This is a genomic window from Bradyrhizobium sp. 137 (assembly GCF_023074095.1).
In the GTDB taxonomy this organism is placed as follows: Bacteria; Pseudomonadota; Alphaproteobacteria; order Rhizobiales; family Xanthobacteraceae; genus Bradyrhizobium.
Window position 1 is genome coordinate 36,699 of the sequence record NZ_JADPKU010000039.1, and the last position, 13,237, is coordinate 49,935.

The following is a 13,237-nucleotide window of genomic DNA, read 5'->3' on the forward strand; positions in this document are numbered from 1 at the left end:
CTGTTAAGAACCTGCCGGCCAATAAAAAAGCCGCCAGGTCTGGCGGCTTGTTCGGACGTTTGCTGCAATGTGTCAGATTGAGCGCGATCCTCCCGCCGCCAGCGAGCTGTCGTAGCTAAAGTACCAAAAATAGCTGGTGGCGACGGTGATCATGGCAGGCCATATAGCGCGGCGCTGGCGGGTTGTCACCCCCAAAACAGAACACGGCGCAACGAGCGTCTCAGGTGTTGCTCTTGCGTGCCGCCAGGGCCATGCCGATCAGGGTGGCGCCGCCGAACAGCAGGTTGATACCGACCAGGACGCCGATCGCCCATTCCGCCGAGCTTGGCAGTCCGGCGATCACCATAAAGGAGATCGCGATGTCGACGAGGCCCGAGATCAGGAGCCATGACCAGCGGCTGCTTAGCTCGCGACGGTGCTCCAGTGCGTACATGATGGTGGTGACGCCTTCGGCGAGAAAATAGGCACCGAGCACGATGGTCAGCGTCAGCACCGCTTGGATCGGCCGCGCCAGCAGAATTCCGCCGGCGAGCACCGCCAGCGCGGCCGAGATCAGCGACCACCAGAACCCCGGCGTGCTGCGCGCCCAGTAGGTCGCGATCAATCCGCCGATGCCGCTGATCAGGAACATCCAGCCGAGGAAGATCGCGGTCGCAAGGCTCGCGAGGGGCGGCAGGATCAGCGCGGCAATGCCGAGAACGGCGAGGAGGATGCCTTCGAACAGAAAGGCCTTCCAATGCGCCTTCACCGCCCGGCTCATCGCCGATTGCATCCGTGAGAACTCCTCGGGCGATGTCATCAGCAGGCTCCGGGACGAGAGGGCTGGGCTCAATCTACTAGTTGCGTGTCGCGCTGGCCATCCCGCGAGGGTTATCCCCCGCCGGGCGCCGAGGAAAAGCCTTCGGCGCTGGTGCGGATGCGGTTGCGGCCGAGAATGTAGATCGCGGTCGTGACAATCAGAAGTGCAAGACCGAGCAGGATCGAGGTGAGGCCGATCGGGATCAGCGCCAGCGTCAGATTGCGCTCGGGATTGATCAGCCAGTGATGGAGCGAGGTCAGCACGAAGGCGAGGCCCAGGAAGCCGACGCCGCCGCCGGCAAGCAGCAGCGCCCACATCCGGCGCAGCTGGCTGAGCCGCTCGCGGGCGACGTCGGTCCGGGGCGCGTGATGGCGCGCGACCCGCCGGACCAGGCGGATGGCGAACGCGATCGAGCTGAAGCCGATCAACAGGCTCGCCGCGCCCAGCCACATCCGCAGCGTCGGGTCCAGATCCGGCATGCGCTGGAGAGTCAGCAGCGGAAAATCGAACGCCGAATGCAGCGCGAGTGGGCCGGCGAAGATCAGCAGGCGGCTGGACAGGCGCGCCCAGTCGCGATGATGGCGGTTGGCTCCGAGCGCCGTGCCGGCACGGGCAATGGTGAGGTAGGCGCCTGCGATGATGCCAAGCGCGCCGTGGAACGGCACCGTCAGCACGCTGCGCAGGGCGGCCAGCGAGCGCCACATCTCGGCATGCTGCACGAGATACGCAAGGTTCTCGTAAGCGGCAAAGCCGAGGCCGACTGCGGCACCATAGACCACGGTGTCCATCGGATTGGCGAAGGTCCGCCGCTTGGTCGAGGAGACCAGCACGATGGCGATCACCTTGACGGCTTCCTCCGGCAGCGCGACGCCGAAGACCGAATGCATGGCGAGCGCCGCCCAGGGATCGTCGGGCGCTGCGACCATCCTGGCGAAGGGCGCGCGGGCGAGGCCCAGCAGCGAGATGCTGGCCGCCCCGAGCAGGAAGGCGGTCCAGACCTGGGCGGGCGGGCCCGGGCGCTCCTCGGCGGCGATGACGAGCCACAGCATCAGCAGCGCAGGCGCGACGGCGGCAGTTCCGATGACAGTGGGTAGCGCTTCAATCAGGTACATCGGCGCCGAAAATAGGTTCCCTTGATGAGCTTATCTACATTCACCGGTGCGACCATGTGTCATGCGCTCGCTGTCGGCTCGCTTAACGAGCGCGACAGCCAGCGTTCATCAGGGCGCCCAACGCCAAATGTGAGCATCATCAATTGCATGGCAAAGCCAGCTCGTCACCTGTCGCAGCGCGCCCCGTCGTTGGATCTGATTGGTAAGTCAGATCAAGCGAATGGGTGGGTTTGTTCGCTCAATGGGTGGTGAACGGCGATGGCCCGCTGGGGGCGATATCGAAGGCTCCGAGATGGAATTCCGCGCCAACGGAATCGTCCGGCTCGGCCGGTTGCGCCAGCAGCGTGAAGGCGGCCTGCGGGTATTGCTTCCAGATTTCGAGATCGCCGGCGGTGATGGTGAGCCAGCCGAAGGTATACATGTAGCGTCCGGGCTCGGTGACCCGGCCAACCCTGTCCCAAGTGATCTTATCAACTGTGACTTTATCAATCGTGATCTTGTCGACTGCCATTCGGTCCCCCGATCGCAAGTCTGCAAATGTGACATCCGGATCCGCAAAAACTGATCCCGCAATGGGGCCGCGATAGGGCAGCGATCTGCCCGGCTTCTCAGGCCGACTGGAGCATGGGCGTGCGGACAATCAACCGGACGAGGTCGTCCCGGGACTGCTTCTCGGCGAACTTGACCGCAAAGCCGTGGTGGAATTTGCGGATCACGCGCCCGACGCAGGCGCCGACCGCAAGCGGGGTTCCAATCGGCGGGTCGTATTCGCAGGAGATCGCGACGCCTGCGGTGGAGACGTCGATGATGAAGCACGAATGGGTGCTGCCGTTGGCAAGCGTCAGGAACGTGTGCGGGACTTGCGGAACGAAACGCGCGTCTTGCCGCAGCTCCTGGACGCTGGCGTCCTTCTGTTTTTTCTCGAGCCAGGTTAGCTTTTCGGACATCCAGGCGCGCCGCGCCCGCGTCATCTCGAGCTCCATCAGGAAGCCCGACTTCAGCGTCGCGCTGATCGTGCACTGGAATTCGCCGAAATCCTGGAAGTAGGAGGTCAAGCGCTCGCCGACTTTTCCGACCACCGGTACGTCGACGATCATGCGGAAGGGCGAGACGCGCTTAGTGCGGCAGGCGAAGCTGCGCAGCTTGCCTTCGCAATCATACCAGCGCGGCAGCGAGTAGCTGCCGTTCAAGGTGACTTCCACTGCACGCTGCCTCAGGAACTCTGCAACAGACATGAACGCCAACCGGGGTTTCAGGGTGATTTCCGTAGTTCGACGGTAGCGGCCAAATTCTAAGCAAACGATACCGTCGCGCAGGAGCAGGGGTAAATTTCCGGTAAATGCGCGGATCGGTCGGACATTGGGCTGATGACGTGCAGGCGGCGTGCCATCAGGCGCGCCTTGCCCCGAAATGGCAGGCTGAAGAGGCGGGAGCTCGATAGAGCGTGGCGCTCCCTAGCGGAATCGAACCGCTCTCTCCACCGTGAAAGGGTGGCGTCCTAACCGATAGACGAAGGGAGCAAACGCAGGGCCCCGCCGCTTTCCGCGGCACGGCCGCTGGCCGGCCGAACAGTGCCCGGCGGCTTGCAGCGCGCGAACGTATAGTGGCCTTTGCGCTCCCGGGCAAGCCGTTCGGGAACGCTCTTTTGCTCCCGGTGGATAGCGCCGAGGCGGGATGATCAGGGGGCGAATTCAACGGTTTCTTAGGGTTCCCTGAGTAGCGCTGGAGTGGGAGATTTTTCCGATGCCACCGCCCAAGAAGCGCTCAGAGCGCAAGCTGCTGTCGCGGCACGCCTGGATCACGCTCGACGGCGGATTCGCGGCGCGGCATTGCCTGGTCCAGGACATCTCGGATACGGGCGCGAAGATCACGATGGACGAGGATGCGAGCCAGCTTCCCGGGGTGATCCGGTTGGCCTTCGCGCGCGATGCGCGGACCGGGCGAAGCTGCCAGGTGGTCTGGCGCCGCGGCAAGTCGGCCGGCATCAAATTCCTCTGACATCGCTGCGCGCCGATCCGGTGGCGCGCACGGCCCGTCCGGGCTACAAGGCGGCCATGCGCATGCCGCTCCTCATCCTGATCTCGTTTGCTGCCGTATCCGCGAACGCAGCGGAGAGCCTGCGCCTGCCGCCCGCCGAGCGGCCACAGGCGGGCAAGGAGACCGGCAAGATCCTGCCGCTGAAGGGCACGGACGGTGCAGGAAAGGCCGGCTCCTGCGCCTCCTATGGCCCGCGCTTCGTCATGGTCGAGGGCACCGGGACCTGCGTGAAGGTCGGCGGCTCGGTCAGCGTCGACACCAGCATCCGGCGCTAAAGGCCCATGTCGGCGGACCTGTTGCGGCTCGATATCCTCGTCCCCGTGCTGATGTACTGCGCGCTGCTGTGGTGGGTCGGCCGTGGCCTCAGCTGGACCGCACGGCTCGCCACCGCGGCGGTGACGCTGATGCTGATCATCTGCGTGCTGCTGGTCGAGCGCGGCTGGCTCTAGGGCCCAACAAAATATGCGAAAACAACCCCATGCACAGTAGCCATCAAGTGCTGCCGTGACGCCGGGCGCTTGCGCCGCGACGACGATTCCTCGCGCGATCATCGCAACTTACGCCGCGTCAGCGGTCACGACATCGGCGGTGCGACGAATTGCGCAAATCCGGGCCGCTTGCCGAGCTCGGCGAGCCAGCGCGTGAGGTGCGGCTGCGCCGGACGGCTGATGCCTTCGACGCCGAGCCAGCGCCGCGCATAGGACCCGATCGCGATGTCGGCGAGCGTGAACGCATCACCCTCGATGAAACGGCGCGAGGCGAGCAGGCCGTCGGCGATGGCCCAAACCTCGGCAGCGGCATCGGCATCGCGCTGCACCTGGAGCATGTCGCGCTCGGCGGGCGCGGCGCGAACGATGCCCCAGAACACCGGGCGGTCGACCGGCTGCACCGTCGACAGCGTCCAGTCGAGCCAACGGTCGACCGAGGCGCGCAGCTTCGGCGGCTCCGGGTAGATCGGCGTGCTGCGCCCATGCGCGAGGCAGAGATAGCGCATGATCGAATTGGACTCCCACAGCGCGAAATCGCCCTCGACCAGCGTCGGAATCCGCGCATTGGGATTCATCGCCAGATACCCGGCCTCGCGGGTCTTGCCGTATTGCATGCCGGCATCGATGCGCTCGTAGGGCAGGCCGAGCTCGGTGAGGCACCACAGCACCTTCTGCACGTTGACCGAGTTGGCGCGGCCCCAAATCGTCAGTTTGGTGTCAGGCATGAGGCGTCTCCCGCGGCGTTGTCGTTTGCGCGGGTGATAGCGGAATTCGCCTCATCGAGCGATGCGCGATTGCGCCGAGCCCATCATGCAAAAAGCTCCGCCCGGGGCGGAGCCTTCATTGCAAATTCAACGCGACGCTCAGCGGCCGAAGAACAGCCACAACAGAATGATCACCGGAATCGGCACGCCAAGCATCCACAGCAACAGCCCTCTCGCCATCGCATCCTCCTCCAATCGGCTTCGTTGGGAAGAGAACGACGGGCGAGAGGGCTTGTTCCTGCTGGGTCTTACCAATGACCGGTATTCGGCATCGATGCCCAAGGCTCCTGCGGCGGCTTCGGTTCGCCCTTCTGCAACAGCTCGATCGAGTGCAGGTCGGGCGAGCGGACGAAGGCCATGTTGCCGTCGCGCGGCGGCCGGTTGATGGTGACGCCGGCCTTCATCAGGTTCTCGCAGGTGGCGTAGATGTCGTCGACCTCATAAGCGAGATGGCCGAAGAAGCGATCCTCGCCGTACTTCTCCTCGTCCCAATTCCAGGTGAGCTCGACCAGCGGCGCGCCGCGCGTTTGCGGCTGCTTCTTCAGGCCTTCAAGATCGTCCGCCGAGCACAGGAACACCAGCGTGAAGCGCCCCTTGTCGTTCTCGATCCGCCGCACCTCCTTCAAGCCAAGCGCATCCTGGTAAAACTTGAGCGCGACATCGAGATTGCGCACGCGCAGCATGGTGTGGAGGTATCGCATGGTTGTTGCTCCCTGGACGTATGGAGGGTCTTGCTATGGGCCGGGACGGCGGGGCTAGGAGGTAGCAGGAAAAGGGGAGGAGGGGCAGGGGGCGGGCGCACGTGTGCGTGAGCGGAATACAGCTGGTGAACTACACCAACCAACGTGAACCGAAGGGGGCGATCGGGATCGCTTGTTGTAGTCGCCTTCGATCTCCTGTAGCCCGCTGGCCAAGACCTTCGGACACGCCCGTCAGAGTCGAGCCGAAGTTCTACGCTGACGTGGAGTATCGCGACATCACATCCGAAGGGTTGTTGCGCGCCAGCTCATTCGAGGGGCTGAGCAAAGGAACGCGCCGTTCCTATCTGCGTTTTAGCTTCCACAGTGTAAGTAGAGTACCGGCCGTGAAACCGGATCGCGTGAGGGTAGCCGTCAAACAGGCCCAGGTTATTCTGGCAAGTTATGTCGAGCCGGGGTCGTGCGACGGCAATAAGACAATTAATGATCTGCTGGATGTTCTCGACGACGAAGAGATGATCGAGGCCATGGAGAGGGAAGATGCGCAAGGCACTGGCAGAACTAAGTGAGGACGAACGTGACGTGTTGCTTTATCTCGCCGACCTCGGCACTGCAGCATGTCTCTCTGGCCTGATCGTCAGCATCATCAAGTTCATAGGCGATCAGTTTTGACAAGCCCGACTGCCCCGTCTGCTTCGGCATGGAGCCACCACGGGAAAGTCCACTAGCGAACTACGCCTGCCGCATCGTCCTCGTTCGGCAAGAGCCAATCAATCGCAAGTAGGCCGGCCTCAACTACAACGAAGGCGGCAATGCCGCCGAGCAGTCCGAAAAACACAATCGAGAAGGTCGCGAGCAAAATCGCGCAGAACACGTCGGCCAGCACCTTGCAAATGCGTTGCGCCTGGTCCTGCTTGGATGTGAAGTACGGCATCTTGGCTCCTCCAGAATTTGGATCAGCCTAGCCAAAGCGAGCAGCGGTCGTCCATTCCCCATGGACGGCAGGGCCGCCGCGCACTCGCACGCTTGCATCCGTTCTGGGCAGGGGCGACCCAACAAGTGCGGCGCAGGCGGAGGAGCACCTACGCCAGGGCGCGCAATGCGACACCAGTTGCTCAGGCGGCCTTCTCGGCCGCTTTCGCGATGATCTCGACTTCGAAGTAGCCGACGTCACGGAGCTCGGCGGCCTTTTTCTCGGCCGCTTCCCTGGTGTCCCTCTTCAAAATGATCTGCCCGGCACCGTCGCGGGCGCAAACGAAATAGGGCATTTTCGATTCCCAATTTCGTTTGCATCCACACGACCGCAGGTTCCCACAATCATGGGGTCACTCCTCCAACCCGGCCTTTTGCCGCATCTTGTCGATCAGCTCGGAGGCCTCGGCCTTGGTCAGCTCTTCCTCAGGCAGGTTCTGATGGGCCTGCTCGGCGAGGGTCTTGAGGTAGGATTCCTGGGCTCCTGTCATCGGGTCATCCCCGGAAACCCAGTCTTTCGGGTCTTCTGGGTGTTATCGGCCATCACACGTCTCCTTTTTCGTCCAACGTCTGACTCGACTCTTCGTTCCGTTTTTGTTCTCATGGGCCATATTCAAATCGCGGGGTTGAACATGCCGGACCTGGACGCTGTCAGGCTGGAGATCGAACGGATGCGCATCCAGATGGGGAGGCAGAGGAAGGAAATCCTCCAGCTACAGCGGGCGGGTCTCGGGACGGCATCGGCCGAAGCCCTGCTGTCGCGGATGGAGGCGAAGGTTGAAAGTCTCTGTGCCCAGCGGGACGCGCTGAAGAGTGCGCAGCCGCCCCAGACCAAGGGCAGGGTGCTTGGCGGGAGAACGTGGTGAGCAGGCGTTGGTTCGACGACGAGCAAGGGCTCTCGCCCTTCCTGACCGCGCTCGAGGATGTTCGCCGAAAGGCGACGCGGGAGGGGTGGTGCTATCCGCACGTCCAGGCCATCATCGTGGCCATCGACCAGTATGCGGAAGCAGCGACAGGTAACCGCGAGTATTTCCTGAACAAGCCGGTTTCAATTGGCGAGAGCCGGAAGGCCAAGGACAGTCCATGAGCAAGTCAGGAAATGGGCGACGGCTTACGAGGACAGTGCACTCAGTTGGCGGCGCCGAGCCGAGACCGTGTCTTTGCGACATGGACGCGCATGATGCAGGATGCCAATTTTCACAGCTATATTGCGAGGGAGGTTTGCAATGCGACTGGCCCTTTCCATATTTGCTACCGCTTGCTTGATCGGCTCTGCGAGTTCTCAAACGTCGATTTCCAGAACGGAATTGAAGAGAGGTGATCTCACCGGAAAGGACATGGACGTCGTCGTGGTGGTCGTCGAAGTGCCTCCCGGTGAGTCGCTGGCCAAGCACATCTATCCCGGTGAGGAAATCGTCTACGTGCTGCAAGGCGCTACGCTCGATTTGCCGGATGGAAGTCATCGCGAGTTGCCCACAGGGGCTGCGATCATAAACGCGCGCGATGTGCCTCACGCCGGATTCAAGATCGGCGGTGACCGGCCGTTGAAGATGCTGAACGTCTTTGTCGTTGACAAGGGCAAGCCGATGACGGAGTTCATCAAGTAGCAACGCGTTCCTAGGTGCTGCTATGAACCGAAGGCGGGTCGTTGCAGCCTTGGAGGACCAAGGCCGCCCGCGTGGAGCTGAAGGGCGATGCGATCGAGCTAGTGCGTCACTTGGCGTAACCCTGAGAGCGGAGCCAGGCGATCTTGCGGTCGCCGTTGATCCAGTCGTCGGCATCCGCCTTGCTGGTGAATCCGCTGATTTCGCGCTGTTCGCTGTTGGGGTAGTCTGCCAGTATCTTCCAATCGTTCTCTGAGATCCGGACGGTTTTGAAAGTAACTTTTATTTTTGCCATGCAGCATTATGCAGGAAATGCTTCCAAAAGAGAACCCCATCCTGCAGCTCTCATGCTGGCTTCCTCCTAAGCTTGCTGCAAGGTGCTTCAACGGTGACGGTGCGCGCTGCTGAAGAACCATGCGGCTCGTAGCGAAATCGGCTTCGCTCGCTCGTTCGAGGGTTCACCTCTCCCCAGCGGGCAAGGCCTATGGCAGGTCAAGAAACGTAGCGTTAGCTCGCCCGGAGCCCATCCGTCGAGACGCCCGCTTCCAGCGGGCCTCAGGTCGCTTTGTGGCGAGATATCAGACCGTCACGGTGAGGAGGCCGCCGACGCGGGTGTCTCCGGACAATGCTTTGCATCGCCGAGCGAAAAAGGCCGGCCGAACACCTTCGGCACTACGGGAGAGGTGAACCCTCGGCCCGCACCGATTCAACAAAACCTCCCGCTTCAGGCTGCGATCCGTTGCTCGACGGGGGCCGTCAGGTATTTGAGCACTTCTGCGTGCTCGAGGTCAGGAACCGCGATGGCCGTGTGGCTGTACGTCGCGTGGCTCCGCGAGTTTGCGATCTTGTCCAGGATCCCTTTGCCTTTGACGACGTGGAGGCCCATGCCGTCTCCAGAGGGGAAGATCGCGAGCACGACGTCATAGGCTGCGATGACGGCTCGCAGCGCTTCGGCCTTGTCCTCGGCGACATCGACGAAAATACGCACGTCAGCTGCGAGTTCACGCAGCTCGTTAAAATCCAGCACTGTGGGATACTCCAACGCAACGATACTGATGCGAGATTGGAGGCGTTAGGTTACCGAAGTCTCAACAAGGTGTGCCGAGTCACAAGTTTCACGATGAGGTGACCCGCAGTGCTCTCTCTAAAGCGCATGAATCAGGATGAAGCGTCATCGCGAAGGACATTGTTTGAGCATGATCTTTTCGGACAACCGCTGTACACTTTTCCGGATCTAGCGCTTGGCTTCGTCTTTGCGAAGCCGGGCCTCCGCGCTCTCGTCCACGAGATTCAAGGCGAGGCCGTCATAGCTCAGCTTGAGCCCACGGCCGACGATCCATGTCCAACCATCGCGGTCCTTGGCTGGCTGGGCGTTGAACTGGTCGGAGATCGATTTGACGGCGACGTCCTGCGGCCCCGGATTAGTCAACTCCGCATGGACACGCCAGATCGGATGCCTGACGTCGGCCTCGTCGCTATGGACCGTGACCTTGGCGCCATTGATGTCGCATTCGAGGGTATACGAACCGCGGATCTGGCGGCACAGATAGCGACGTTGACTGACGAGCTTGCTTGTCTCGTCGAATGTCATCCCGGGCGAGAAGCCGAAGATGTCGGATTTTTTCACGAGGGCCAATGACGCAGGCTTCAAAAAGCTCGGCTGGATGGCTACGAGGGCGGCGATTGCAACAACGATCAAGCCGGCGATGACGATAGCGATCTTCATGAGCCCCCACGAGAAACCTCTCGACCATATAGCAGCCGCGGCGTCCTAACAGGCACCCAACAGCGAAAACCCCGCCTAGGGGAAGCGGGGCTTTCTGGTGGGGTGAAGCTTAGGGACTTCAAGAGTAAGACGCGCCAGGGGGCAAATGGTTCAACAAGTACCGGCACATGCCGTGACACCGTTCACCGGCGTCGGGAACCTCAGAGAGCCCCTGCTTGCGTTTTGAGCCTCGATAGGCTCTAAGCCCGTCACTTCATGACCTCTGGCATGAATCAGAAGCGCGCCTCCGCGGGTCCGGCCGCGTCCACAGCAGAGTTATTCGCGCGCATCCCTTTAAAGGAATTCAGAACATGGCGAAGATGACGAAGACCCAATTGATCGATGCAATTGCGGAAGGCACGCAGCTGTCAAAGAACGACGTGAAGTCGGTGATCGAATACATGGCGACGGTCGGCTACAAGGAGCTCAACGAGTCCGGCGAGTTCGTCATTCCCGGCTTCGTCAAGATGTCGGTGGTGAACAAGCCGGCGACCGAAGCCAGGATGGGCATCAATCCCTTCACCAAGGAGCCGATGCAGTTTGCGGCAAAGCCGGCGAGCAAGTCGGTCAAGGCCTCGCCGCTGAAGGTGGCCAAGGACGCCGTCTAAGACCGGAGATGCTTCGCGAAGAATCACGACGGGTCAACCGCTGAAGAAAAAGTGGTGCTCGGCGACGGCAACGCCGAACATCACCACGACGATCAGGAGAAGCCCCAGGGAGCGCCGACTGTTTTGTCCCGGCGCGCCCTGCGGTTTGCCGCAAGCGGGCACACCGAAAGACCGATCGGGATTTCGCTCTCGCAGAACTGGCAGATCATCGGCGCCTCGCGCAAGTCCCGCACGTGGCGCGGGAACTCCGGGACCTAGCGCCGCGTCGCACCAGGGCGCCGGCGCCATCGAATTCGGCCGGACAATGCGACAGAGGAAAACTCGTCCTCACGGCGGTGGCCTGCCGCCCAGCCGCGGCTGAAAAGAAAAACTCCGCGCGTTCGCACGGGGCTCTCTTGGCTGACGGCGTTGGGATTTCAGCGCCTGGCCGCTTGCGCTTGTAACGTAAGGTTGAAAATCCAAATAGCAACCGCGCCGCGAGGACGGGATATGTTCGTCAGGCGGCGCTGCCGTATGACAAGGCGCTGAAATCCCGAGCCTCCTTGGTCTGCACAGCGCGGAGCAGGTTCAAGCCGCCACGCCCTGTGGAATTTCGGGGAGGACTGGACTTTCTGTTCTCATTTTGTTCTAGTTGGTCATCTTCTCTTGGAGGTGATTCATGACCGTCGAGAAACAGCGCGAGGTGATCAGGCTCTGGAACGAGCTCAGAAAGCTCGATGGCCCGGCCGCAGAAGAGCTCCGCATCCAAATCCTGGAATGCTTTTCGGAGAAGGGCAAGGCGAAGCGGGCGGCGTGATTGGATCAGCGAACGCCATCGCTGATTGCCCTTGGAAGCCAACGTGACGGAACGAACCTGTGACGTCAGCGTTCCCGCAGCATGACATGCCCGCAATGCGCCAAGCCGATGACGGCGAACTCACCCAACAGCTTTCGATGCGAGCCGTGCCGTGAGATCGTCATCGTGTTCGCCGTCGTCTCGAAATTCTTACCGCCGAAAATTCTCCCGCCAAGGACTCGTGCGCCGAAGACGTGACGGCGCACGCTTTCACGGATCGTTAGGATTCGCGCCCCGCTGATTTTCCGATTCTGATTCGTTCTTTGCGAACGAAATGGAGTCGGATGCAGAACAAGCCACGCCTTCTGTGTCGATGCGGGACACGTCCGTCACGGCGGGGCTGCGCGGCGGTCGTCCGGTGCGTCCGCCACTCGCAGCCACGCCAAGGCAAGCTATCGGTGCCGCAGCGACCGACCTTACGTGATCGGACGTTCGCCGCGCGCCTCCTCACCGCCCATTAACGGTTGCTCCGCGCCGATTTCCCGGATTCCGATTCGTTCTTTGCGAACGAAAAGGAGTCGAAGCTGGAACAAAGGAGGTCGGGAGTAGCGGGCCGTGACAGCGCGGACCTTCCGCGCGATGCAGAAGCGGCGCACCAAGATCGCGGCGCAGCGCCTAACGAAAGCTTGGGGGAAAGCAAATAACCCTATTCGGTTAGGTTAAAAGCCCAATCGCGTTGCACTCGCCGCTACTTGGGATAGGTGTCTGGCAACGACAATCAAGAAACGACCTTGCGAGTTTGCAAGAAACGCCTTTGTCCAGAAGCCATTTTGTCATGACACCATTTTCGGAGCCGTTCTTTTATCAAGGCGACCGCCACACCTACCGGCGCGTCGCCATCGTCGGCACGCTCTTCTGTCTCGCTTTCGTGGCCATCAGCTTTTCGCTGCGGCCGCAGGTCGAGGACACGCGTGTCGCGGTCAAGGCGGATCGGCTGATGCGCACGGCAGGGCAGGCGCCGCACGCGAACTAGCGCTTCTCGCCGCAAATCCGATCGTCCGCGGACGTATCCCGGAACATGCCGCCGCGCGTTGCAAGCGCGACGAAACCGGCATAGCCGGACAGGTTGAGCAAGACTTCGAGCCACACGGGCATGTCGGGCCTCATCTGCCTGAAGACGACTCAACGTGTGCGCGAAAATGTTGTTCCGTGCACACAGGAAGTTACGCCGTTCAGAGGCCGGACGAGGGATCGAGCCTTCGGCCGAGGGCCGCAACGGACTCGCTCGACGGCCGTTCCTTGAGGAACTCGGCGATGGCCTGCGCCAGTTCGCGGTCGCTCATTGGCTTCGCCGGCGGGCGCAGCGTGCCGACTCCGAAGCTGCGGACGATCTCCTCGTAGTGCTGATCGTCGGATTTGGGCACGAGCCGGCGGATACGGGCCAGCAAAGCGGATATGGGCATCTCTCCTCCTCGATCGTCCGCCCCGCTGGCAGAAGCTCACCTCTGCTGCCATCTCTCCCGTGAAACTAAAAACCCCGCCAGCATCGCGGAGGATGCTGGCGGGGTCTTCGTGCTGTCGCCTCAACCGGATGGTGAAGGCTTCCGCACTTGCA

Annotated in this window: 26 protein-coding genes and 1 tRNA gene; 12 read left to right on the top strand and 15 right to left on the bottom strand. The window is 61.9% G+C overall.

Features of this window, described 5'->3' with window-relative positions; translation table 11 throughout:
* Window positions 1-220: 220 nt before the first annotated feature.
* The 5 genes from IVA78_RS07075 to IVA78_RS07095 all read right to left on the bottom strand — a co-directional run bounded on the left by IVA78_RS07075 (window position 221) and on the right by IVA78_RS07095 (window position 3,431).
* A complete protein-coding gene (locus tag IVA78_RS07075; protein WP_247280997.1) occupies window positions 221-799 on the bottom strand; it encodes an HdeD family acid-resistance protein in 579 nt (192 codons plus the stop codon).
* A gap of 71 nt (window positions 800-870) precedes the next feature.
* Window positions 871-1,911 (bottom strand): PrsW family glutamic-type intramembrane protease, encoded by a 1,041-nt coding sequence (locus IVA78_RS07080; protein WP_247280998.1) that lies wholly within the window; start codon window positions 1,909-1,911, stop codon window positions 871-873.
* Between the two features lie 238 nt (window positions 1,912-2,149).
* Entirely contained in the window at window positions 2,150-2,422 is a 273-nt protein-coding gene (locus IVA78_RS07085) for a hypothetical protein (protein ID WP_247280999.1), read from the bottom strand.
* 97 nt (window positions 2,423-2,519) lie between these two features.
* A complete protein-coding gene (locus IVA78_RS07090) occupies window positions 2,520-3,146 on the bottom strand; it encodes a PilZ domain-containing protein (RefSeq protein WP_247281000.1) in 627 nt (208 codons plus the stop codon).
* A 210-nt stretch (window positions 3,147-3,356) separates the two neighbouring features.
* Window positions 3,357-3,431: transfer RNA gene (locus IVA78_RS07095), tRNA-Glu, on the bottom strand.
* 223 nt (window positions 3,432-3,654) lie between these two features.
* On the opposite strand from IVA78_RS07095, the gene IVA78_RS07100 reads away from it, so the two are divergent.
* The 3 genes from IVA78_RS07100 to IVA78_RS07110 are packed head-to-tail and all read left to right on the top strand — an operon-like array spanning window position 3,655 to window position 4,397.
* Complete coding sequence (locus IVA78_RS07100; protein ID WP_247281001.1) at window positions 3,655-3,909, top strand: PilZ domain-containing protein; 255 nt, start codon at window positions 3,655-3,657, stop codon at window positions 3,907-3,909.
* Window positions 3,910-3,965: 56 nt separating this feature from the next.
* On the top strand, window positions 3,966-4,223 hold the full coding sequence (locus IVA78_RS07105; RefSeq protein WP_247281002.1) for a hypothetical protein: 258 nt from the start codon (window positions 3,966-3,968) through the stop codon (window positions 4,221-4,223).
* A gap of 6 nt (window positions 4,224-4,229) precedes the next feature.
* Window positions 4,230-4,397 (top strand): hypothetical protein, encoded by a 168-nt coding sequence (locus tag IVA78_RS07110; protein ID WP_247281003.1) that lies wholly within the window; start codon window positions 4,230-4,232, stop codon window positions 4,395-4,397.
* 125 nt (window positions 4,398-4,522) lie between these two features.
* Here the strand turns inward: IVA78_RS07110 and IVA78_RS07115 are convergent, their stop codons facing one another.
* Window positions 4,523-5,161: a glutathione S-transferase gene (locus IVA78_RS07115; RefSeq protein ID WP_247281004.1), complete on the bottom strand. Its 639-nt coding sequence runs from the start codon at window positions 5,159-5,161 to the stop codon at window positions 4,523-4,525.
* A gap of 287 nt (window positions 5,162-5,448) precedes the next feature.
* Window positions 5,449-5,901, bottom strand: coding sequence for a VOC family protein (locus IVA78_RS07120; protein ID WP_247281005.1), 453 nt, complete (start codon window positions 5,899-5,901; stop codon window positions 5,449-5,451).
* 125 nt (window positions 5,902-6,026) lie between these two features.
* Between IVA78_RS07120 and IVA78_RS07125 the strand changes: the two genes are divergently transcribed.
* Both IVA78_RS07125 and IVA78_RS34360 read left to right on the top strand, forming a co-directional pair.
* The gene (locus IVA78_RS07125) at window positions 6,027-6,467 is read left to right on the top strand and encodes a hypothetical protein (RefSeq protein WP_247281006.1); all 441 of its coding nucleotides are present in this window, start codon (window positions 6,027-6,029) and stop codon (window positions 6,465-6,467) included.
* Entirely contained in the window at window positions 6,439-6,570 is a 132-nt protein-coding gene (locus IVA78_RS34360; RefSeq protein WP_256464567.1) for a hypothetical protein, read from the top strand. The genes IVA78_RS07125 and IVA78_RS34360 overlap by 29 nt, the downstream gene beginning before the upstream one ends.
* A 52-nt stretch (window positions 6,571-6,622) precedes the next feature.
* Here IVA78_RS34360 and IVA78_RS07130 read toward each other — a convergent pair whose 3' ends face one another.
* From IVA78_RS07130 to IVA78_RS07140, 3 genes are all read right to left on the bottom strand, one after another.
* Window positions 6,623-6,832 carry a hypothetical protein gene (locus IVA78_RS07130; protein ID WP_247281007.1) on the bottom strand — a complete coding sequence of 70 codons (210 nt, stop codon included), beginning with the start codon at window positions 6,830-6,832 and terminating at the stop codon, window positions 6,623-6,625.
* Window positions 6,833-7,013: 181 nt separating this feature from the next.
* On the bottom strand, window positions 7,014-7,166 hold the full coding sequence (locus tag IVA78_RS07135; RefSeq protein WP_247281008.1) for a hypothetical protein: 153 nt from the start codon (window positions 7,164-7,166) through the stop codon (window positions 7,014-7,016).
* A gap of 57 nt (window positions 7,167-7,223) precedes the next feature.
* Window positions 7,224-7,361, bottom strand: coding sequence for a DUF3072 domain-containing protein (locus IVA78_RS07140; protein ID WP_247281009.1), 138 nt, complete (start codon window positions 7,359-7,361; stop codon window positions 7,224-7,226).
* Between the two features lie 141 nt (window positions 7,362-7,502).
* On the opposite strand from IVA78_RS07140, the gene IVA78_RS07145 reads away from it, so the two are divergent.
* The 3 genes from IVA78_RS07145 to IVA78_RS07155 all read left to right on the top strand — a co-directional run bounded on the left by IVA78_RS07145 (window position 7,503) and on the right by IVA78_RS07155 (window position 8,477).
* On the top strand, window positions 7,503-7,736 hold the full coding sequence (locus IVA78_RS07145; RefSeq protein WP_247281010.1) for a hypothetical protein: 234 nt from the start codon (window positions 7,503-7,505) through the stop codon (window positions 7,734-7,736).
* The gene (locus IVA78_RS07150) at window positions 7,733-7,957 is read left to right on the top strand and encodes a hypothetical protein (RefSeq protein ID WP_247281011.1); all 225 of its coding nucleotides are present in this window, start codon (window positions 7,733-7,735) and stop codon (window positions 7,955-7,957) included. Before IVA78_RS07145 ends, IVA78_RS07150 begins: the two co-directional genes overlap by 4 nt.
* Window positions 7,958-8,207: 250 nt before the next feature.
* Window positions 8,208-8,477, top strand: coding sequence for a cupin domain-containing protein (locus IVA78_RS07155; RefSeq protein ID WP_247281012.1), 270 nt, complete (start codon window positions 8,208-8,210; stop codon window positions 8,475-8,477).
* Between the two features lie 106 nt (window positions 8,478-8,583).
* On the opposite strand, the gene IVA78_RS07160 is transcribed toward IVA78_RS07155, so the two are convergent.
* From IVA78_RS07160 to IVA78_RS07170, 3 genes are all read right to left on the bottom strand, one after another.
* Entirely contained in the window at window positions 8,584-8,769 is a 186-nt protein-coding gene (locus IVA78_RS07160) for a hypothetical protein (protein ID WP_247281013.1), read from the bottom strand.
* Between the two features lie 429 nt (window positions 8,770-9,198).
* Window positions 9,199-9,501, bottom strand: a complete 303-nt coding sequence (locus tag IVA78_RS07165; protein WP_247281014.1) for a hypothetical protein — start codon at window positions 9,499-9,501, stop codon at window positions 9,199-9,201.
* A 207-nt stretch (window positions 9,502-9,708) separates the two neighbouring features.
* Window positions 9,709-10,200, bottom strand: coding sequence for a hypothetical protein (locus IVA78_RS07170; protein WP_247281015.1), 492 nt, complete (start codon window positions 10,198-10,200; stop codon window positions 9,709-9,711).
* Window positions 10,201-10,550: 350 nt separating this feature from the next.
* On the opposite strand from IVA78_RS07170, the gene IVA78_RS07175 reads away from it, so the two are divergent.
* The 4 genes from IVA78_RS07175 to IVA78_RS07190 all read left to right on the top strand — a co-directional run bounded on the left by IVA78_RS07175 (window position 10,551) and on the right by IVA78_RS07190 (window position 12,655).
* Window positions 10,551-10,847, top strand: coding sequence for an HU family DNA-binding protein (locus IVA78_RS07175; RefSeq protein WP_008558895.1), 297 nt, complete (start codon window positions 10,551-10,553; stop codon window positions 10,845-10,847).
* A 54-nt stretch (window positions 10,848-10,901) separates the two neighbouring features.
* Window positions 10,902-11,105, top strand: coding sequence for a hypothetical protein (locus tag IVA78_RS07180; RefSeq protein WP_247281016.1), 204 nt, complete (start codon window positions 10,902-10,904; stop codon window positions 11,103-11,105).
* Window positions 11,106-11,505: 400 nt separating this feature from the next.
* Window positions 11,506-11,643, top strand: coding sequence for a hypothetical protein (locus tag IVA78_RS07185; RefSeq protein WP_247281017.1), 138 nt, complete (start codon window positions 11,506-11,508; stop codon window positions 11,641-11,643).
* 814 nt (window positions 11,644-12,457) lie between these two features.
* On the top strand, window positions 12,458-12,655 hold the full coding sequence (locus IVA78_RS07190) for a hypothetical protein (RefSeq protein WP_247281018.1): 198 nt from the start codon (window positions 12,458-12,460) through the stop codon (window positions 12,653-12,655).
* Here the strand turns inward: IVA78_RS07190 and IVA78_RS34365 are convergent.
* Window positions 12,652-12,777, bottom strand: coding sequence for a hypothetical protein (locus tag IVA78_RS34365; protein ID WP_256464568.1), 126 nt, complete (start codon window positions 12,775-12,777; stop codon window positions 12,652-12,654). The genes IVA78_RS07190 and IVA78_RS34365 overlap by 4 nt on opposite strands.
* A gap of 77 nt (window positions 12,778-12,854) precedes the next feature.
* Complete coding sequence (locus IVA78_RS07195; RefSeq protein ID WP_247281019.1) at window positions 12,855-13,085, bottom strand: hypothetical protein; 231 nt, start codon at window positions 13,083-13,085, stop codon at window positions 12,855-12,857.
* Window positions 13,086-13,237: the final 152 nt, after the last annotated feature.

Excerpts from the sequence above, each read along its gene's own strand:
- IVA78_RS07175 (WP_008558895.1), top strand. The coding sequence starts at position 10,551 with ATGGCGAAGATGACGAAGACCCAATTGATCGATGCAATTGCGGAAGGC.
- IVA78_RS07185 (WP_247281017.1), top strand. The coding sequence starts at position 11,506 with ATGACCGTCGAGAAACAGCGCGAGGTGATCAGGCTCTGGAACGAGCTC.
- IVA78_RS07090 (WP_247281000.1), bottom strand. The coding sequence starts at position 3,146 with ATGTCTGTTGCAGAGTTCCTGAGGCAGCGTGCAGTGGAAGTCACCTTG.
- IVA78_RS07155 (WP_247281012.1), top strand. The coding sequence starts at position 8,208 with ATGGACGTCGTCGTGGTGGTCGTCGAAGTGCCTCCCGGTGAGTCGCTG.
- IVA78_RS07195 (WP_247281019.1), bottom strand. The coding sequence starts at position 13,085 with ATGCCCATATCCGCTTTGCTGGCCCGTATCCGCCGGCTCGTGCCCAAA.
- IVA78_RS34365 (WP_256464568.1), bottom strand. The coding sequence starts at position 12,777 with ATGCCCGTGTGGCTCGAAGTCTTGCTCAACCTGTCCGGCTATGCCGGT.
- IVA78_RS07170 (WP_247281015.1), bottom strand. The coding sequence starts at position 10,200 with ATGAAGATCGCTATCGTCATCGCCGGCTTGATCGTTGTTGCAATCGCC.
- IVA78_RS07100 (WP_247281001.1), top strand. The coding sequence starts at position 3,655 with ATGCCACCGCCCAAGAAGCGCTCAGAGCGCAAGCTGCTGTCGCGGCAC.
- IVA78_RS07110 (WP_247281003.1), top strand. The coding sequence starts at position 4,230 with ATGTCGGCGGACCTGTTGCGGCTCGATATCCTCGTCCCCGTGCTGATG.
- IVA78_RS07105 (WP_247281002.1), top strand. The coding sequence starts at position 3,966 with ATGCGCATGCCGCTCCTCATCCTGATCTCGTTTGCTGCCGTATCCGCG.
- IVA78_RS34360 (WP_256464567.1), top strand. The coding sequence starts at position 6,439 with ATGCGCAAGGCACTGGCAGAACTAAGTGAGGACGAACGTGACGTGTTG.
- IVA78_RS07140 (WP_247281009.1), bottom strand. The coding sequence starts at position 7,361 with ATGACAGGAGCCCAGGAATCCTACCTCAAGACCCTCGCCGAGCAGGCC.
- IVA78_RS07130 (WP_247281007.1), bottom strand. The coding sequence starts at position 6,832 with ATGCCGTACTTCACATCCAAGCAGGACCAGGCGCAACGCATTTGCAAG.
- IVA78_RS07135 (WP_247281008.1), bottom strand. The coding sequence starts at position 7,166 with ATGCCCTATTTCGTTTGCGCCCGCGACGGTGCCGGGCAGATCATTTTG.
- IVA78_RS07145 (WP_247281010.1), top strand. The coding sequence starts at position 7,503 with ATGCCGGACCTGGACGCTGTCAGGCTGGAGATCGAACGGATGCGCATC.
- IVA78_RS07190 (WP_247281018.1), top strand. The coding sequence starts at position 12,458 with ATGACACCATTTTCGGAGCCGTTCTTTTATCAAGGCGACCGCCACACC.
- IVA78_RS07075 (WP_247280997.1), bottom strand. The coding sequence starts at position 799 with ATGACATCGCCCGAGGAGTTCTCACGGATGCAATCGGCGATGAGCCGG.
- IVA78_RS07085 (WP_247280999.1), bottom strand. The coding sequence starts at position 2,422 with ATGGCAGTCGACAAGATCACGATTGATAAAGTCACAGTTGATAAGATC.
- IVA78_RS07160 (WP_247281013.1), bottom strand. The coding sequence starts at position 8,769 with ATGGCAAAAATAAAAGTTACTTTCAAAACCGTCCGGATCTCAGAGAAC.
- IVA78_RS07120 (WP_247281005.1), bottom strand. The coding sequence starts at position 5,901 with ATGCGATACCTCCACACCATGCTGCGCGTGCGCAATCTCGATGTCGCG.
- IVA78_RS07080 (WP_247280998.1), bottom strand. The coding sequence starts at position 1,911 with ATGTACCTGATTGAAGCGCTACCCACTGTCATCGGAACTGCCGCCGTC.
- IVA78_RS07115 (WP_247281004.1), bottom strand. The coding sequence starts at position 5,161 with ATGCCTGACACCAAACTGACGATTTGGGGCCGCGCCAACTCGGTCAAC.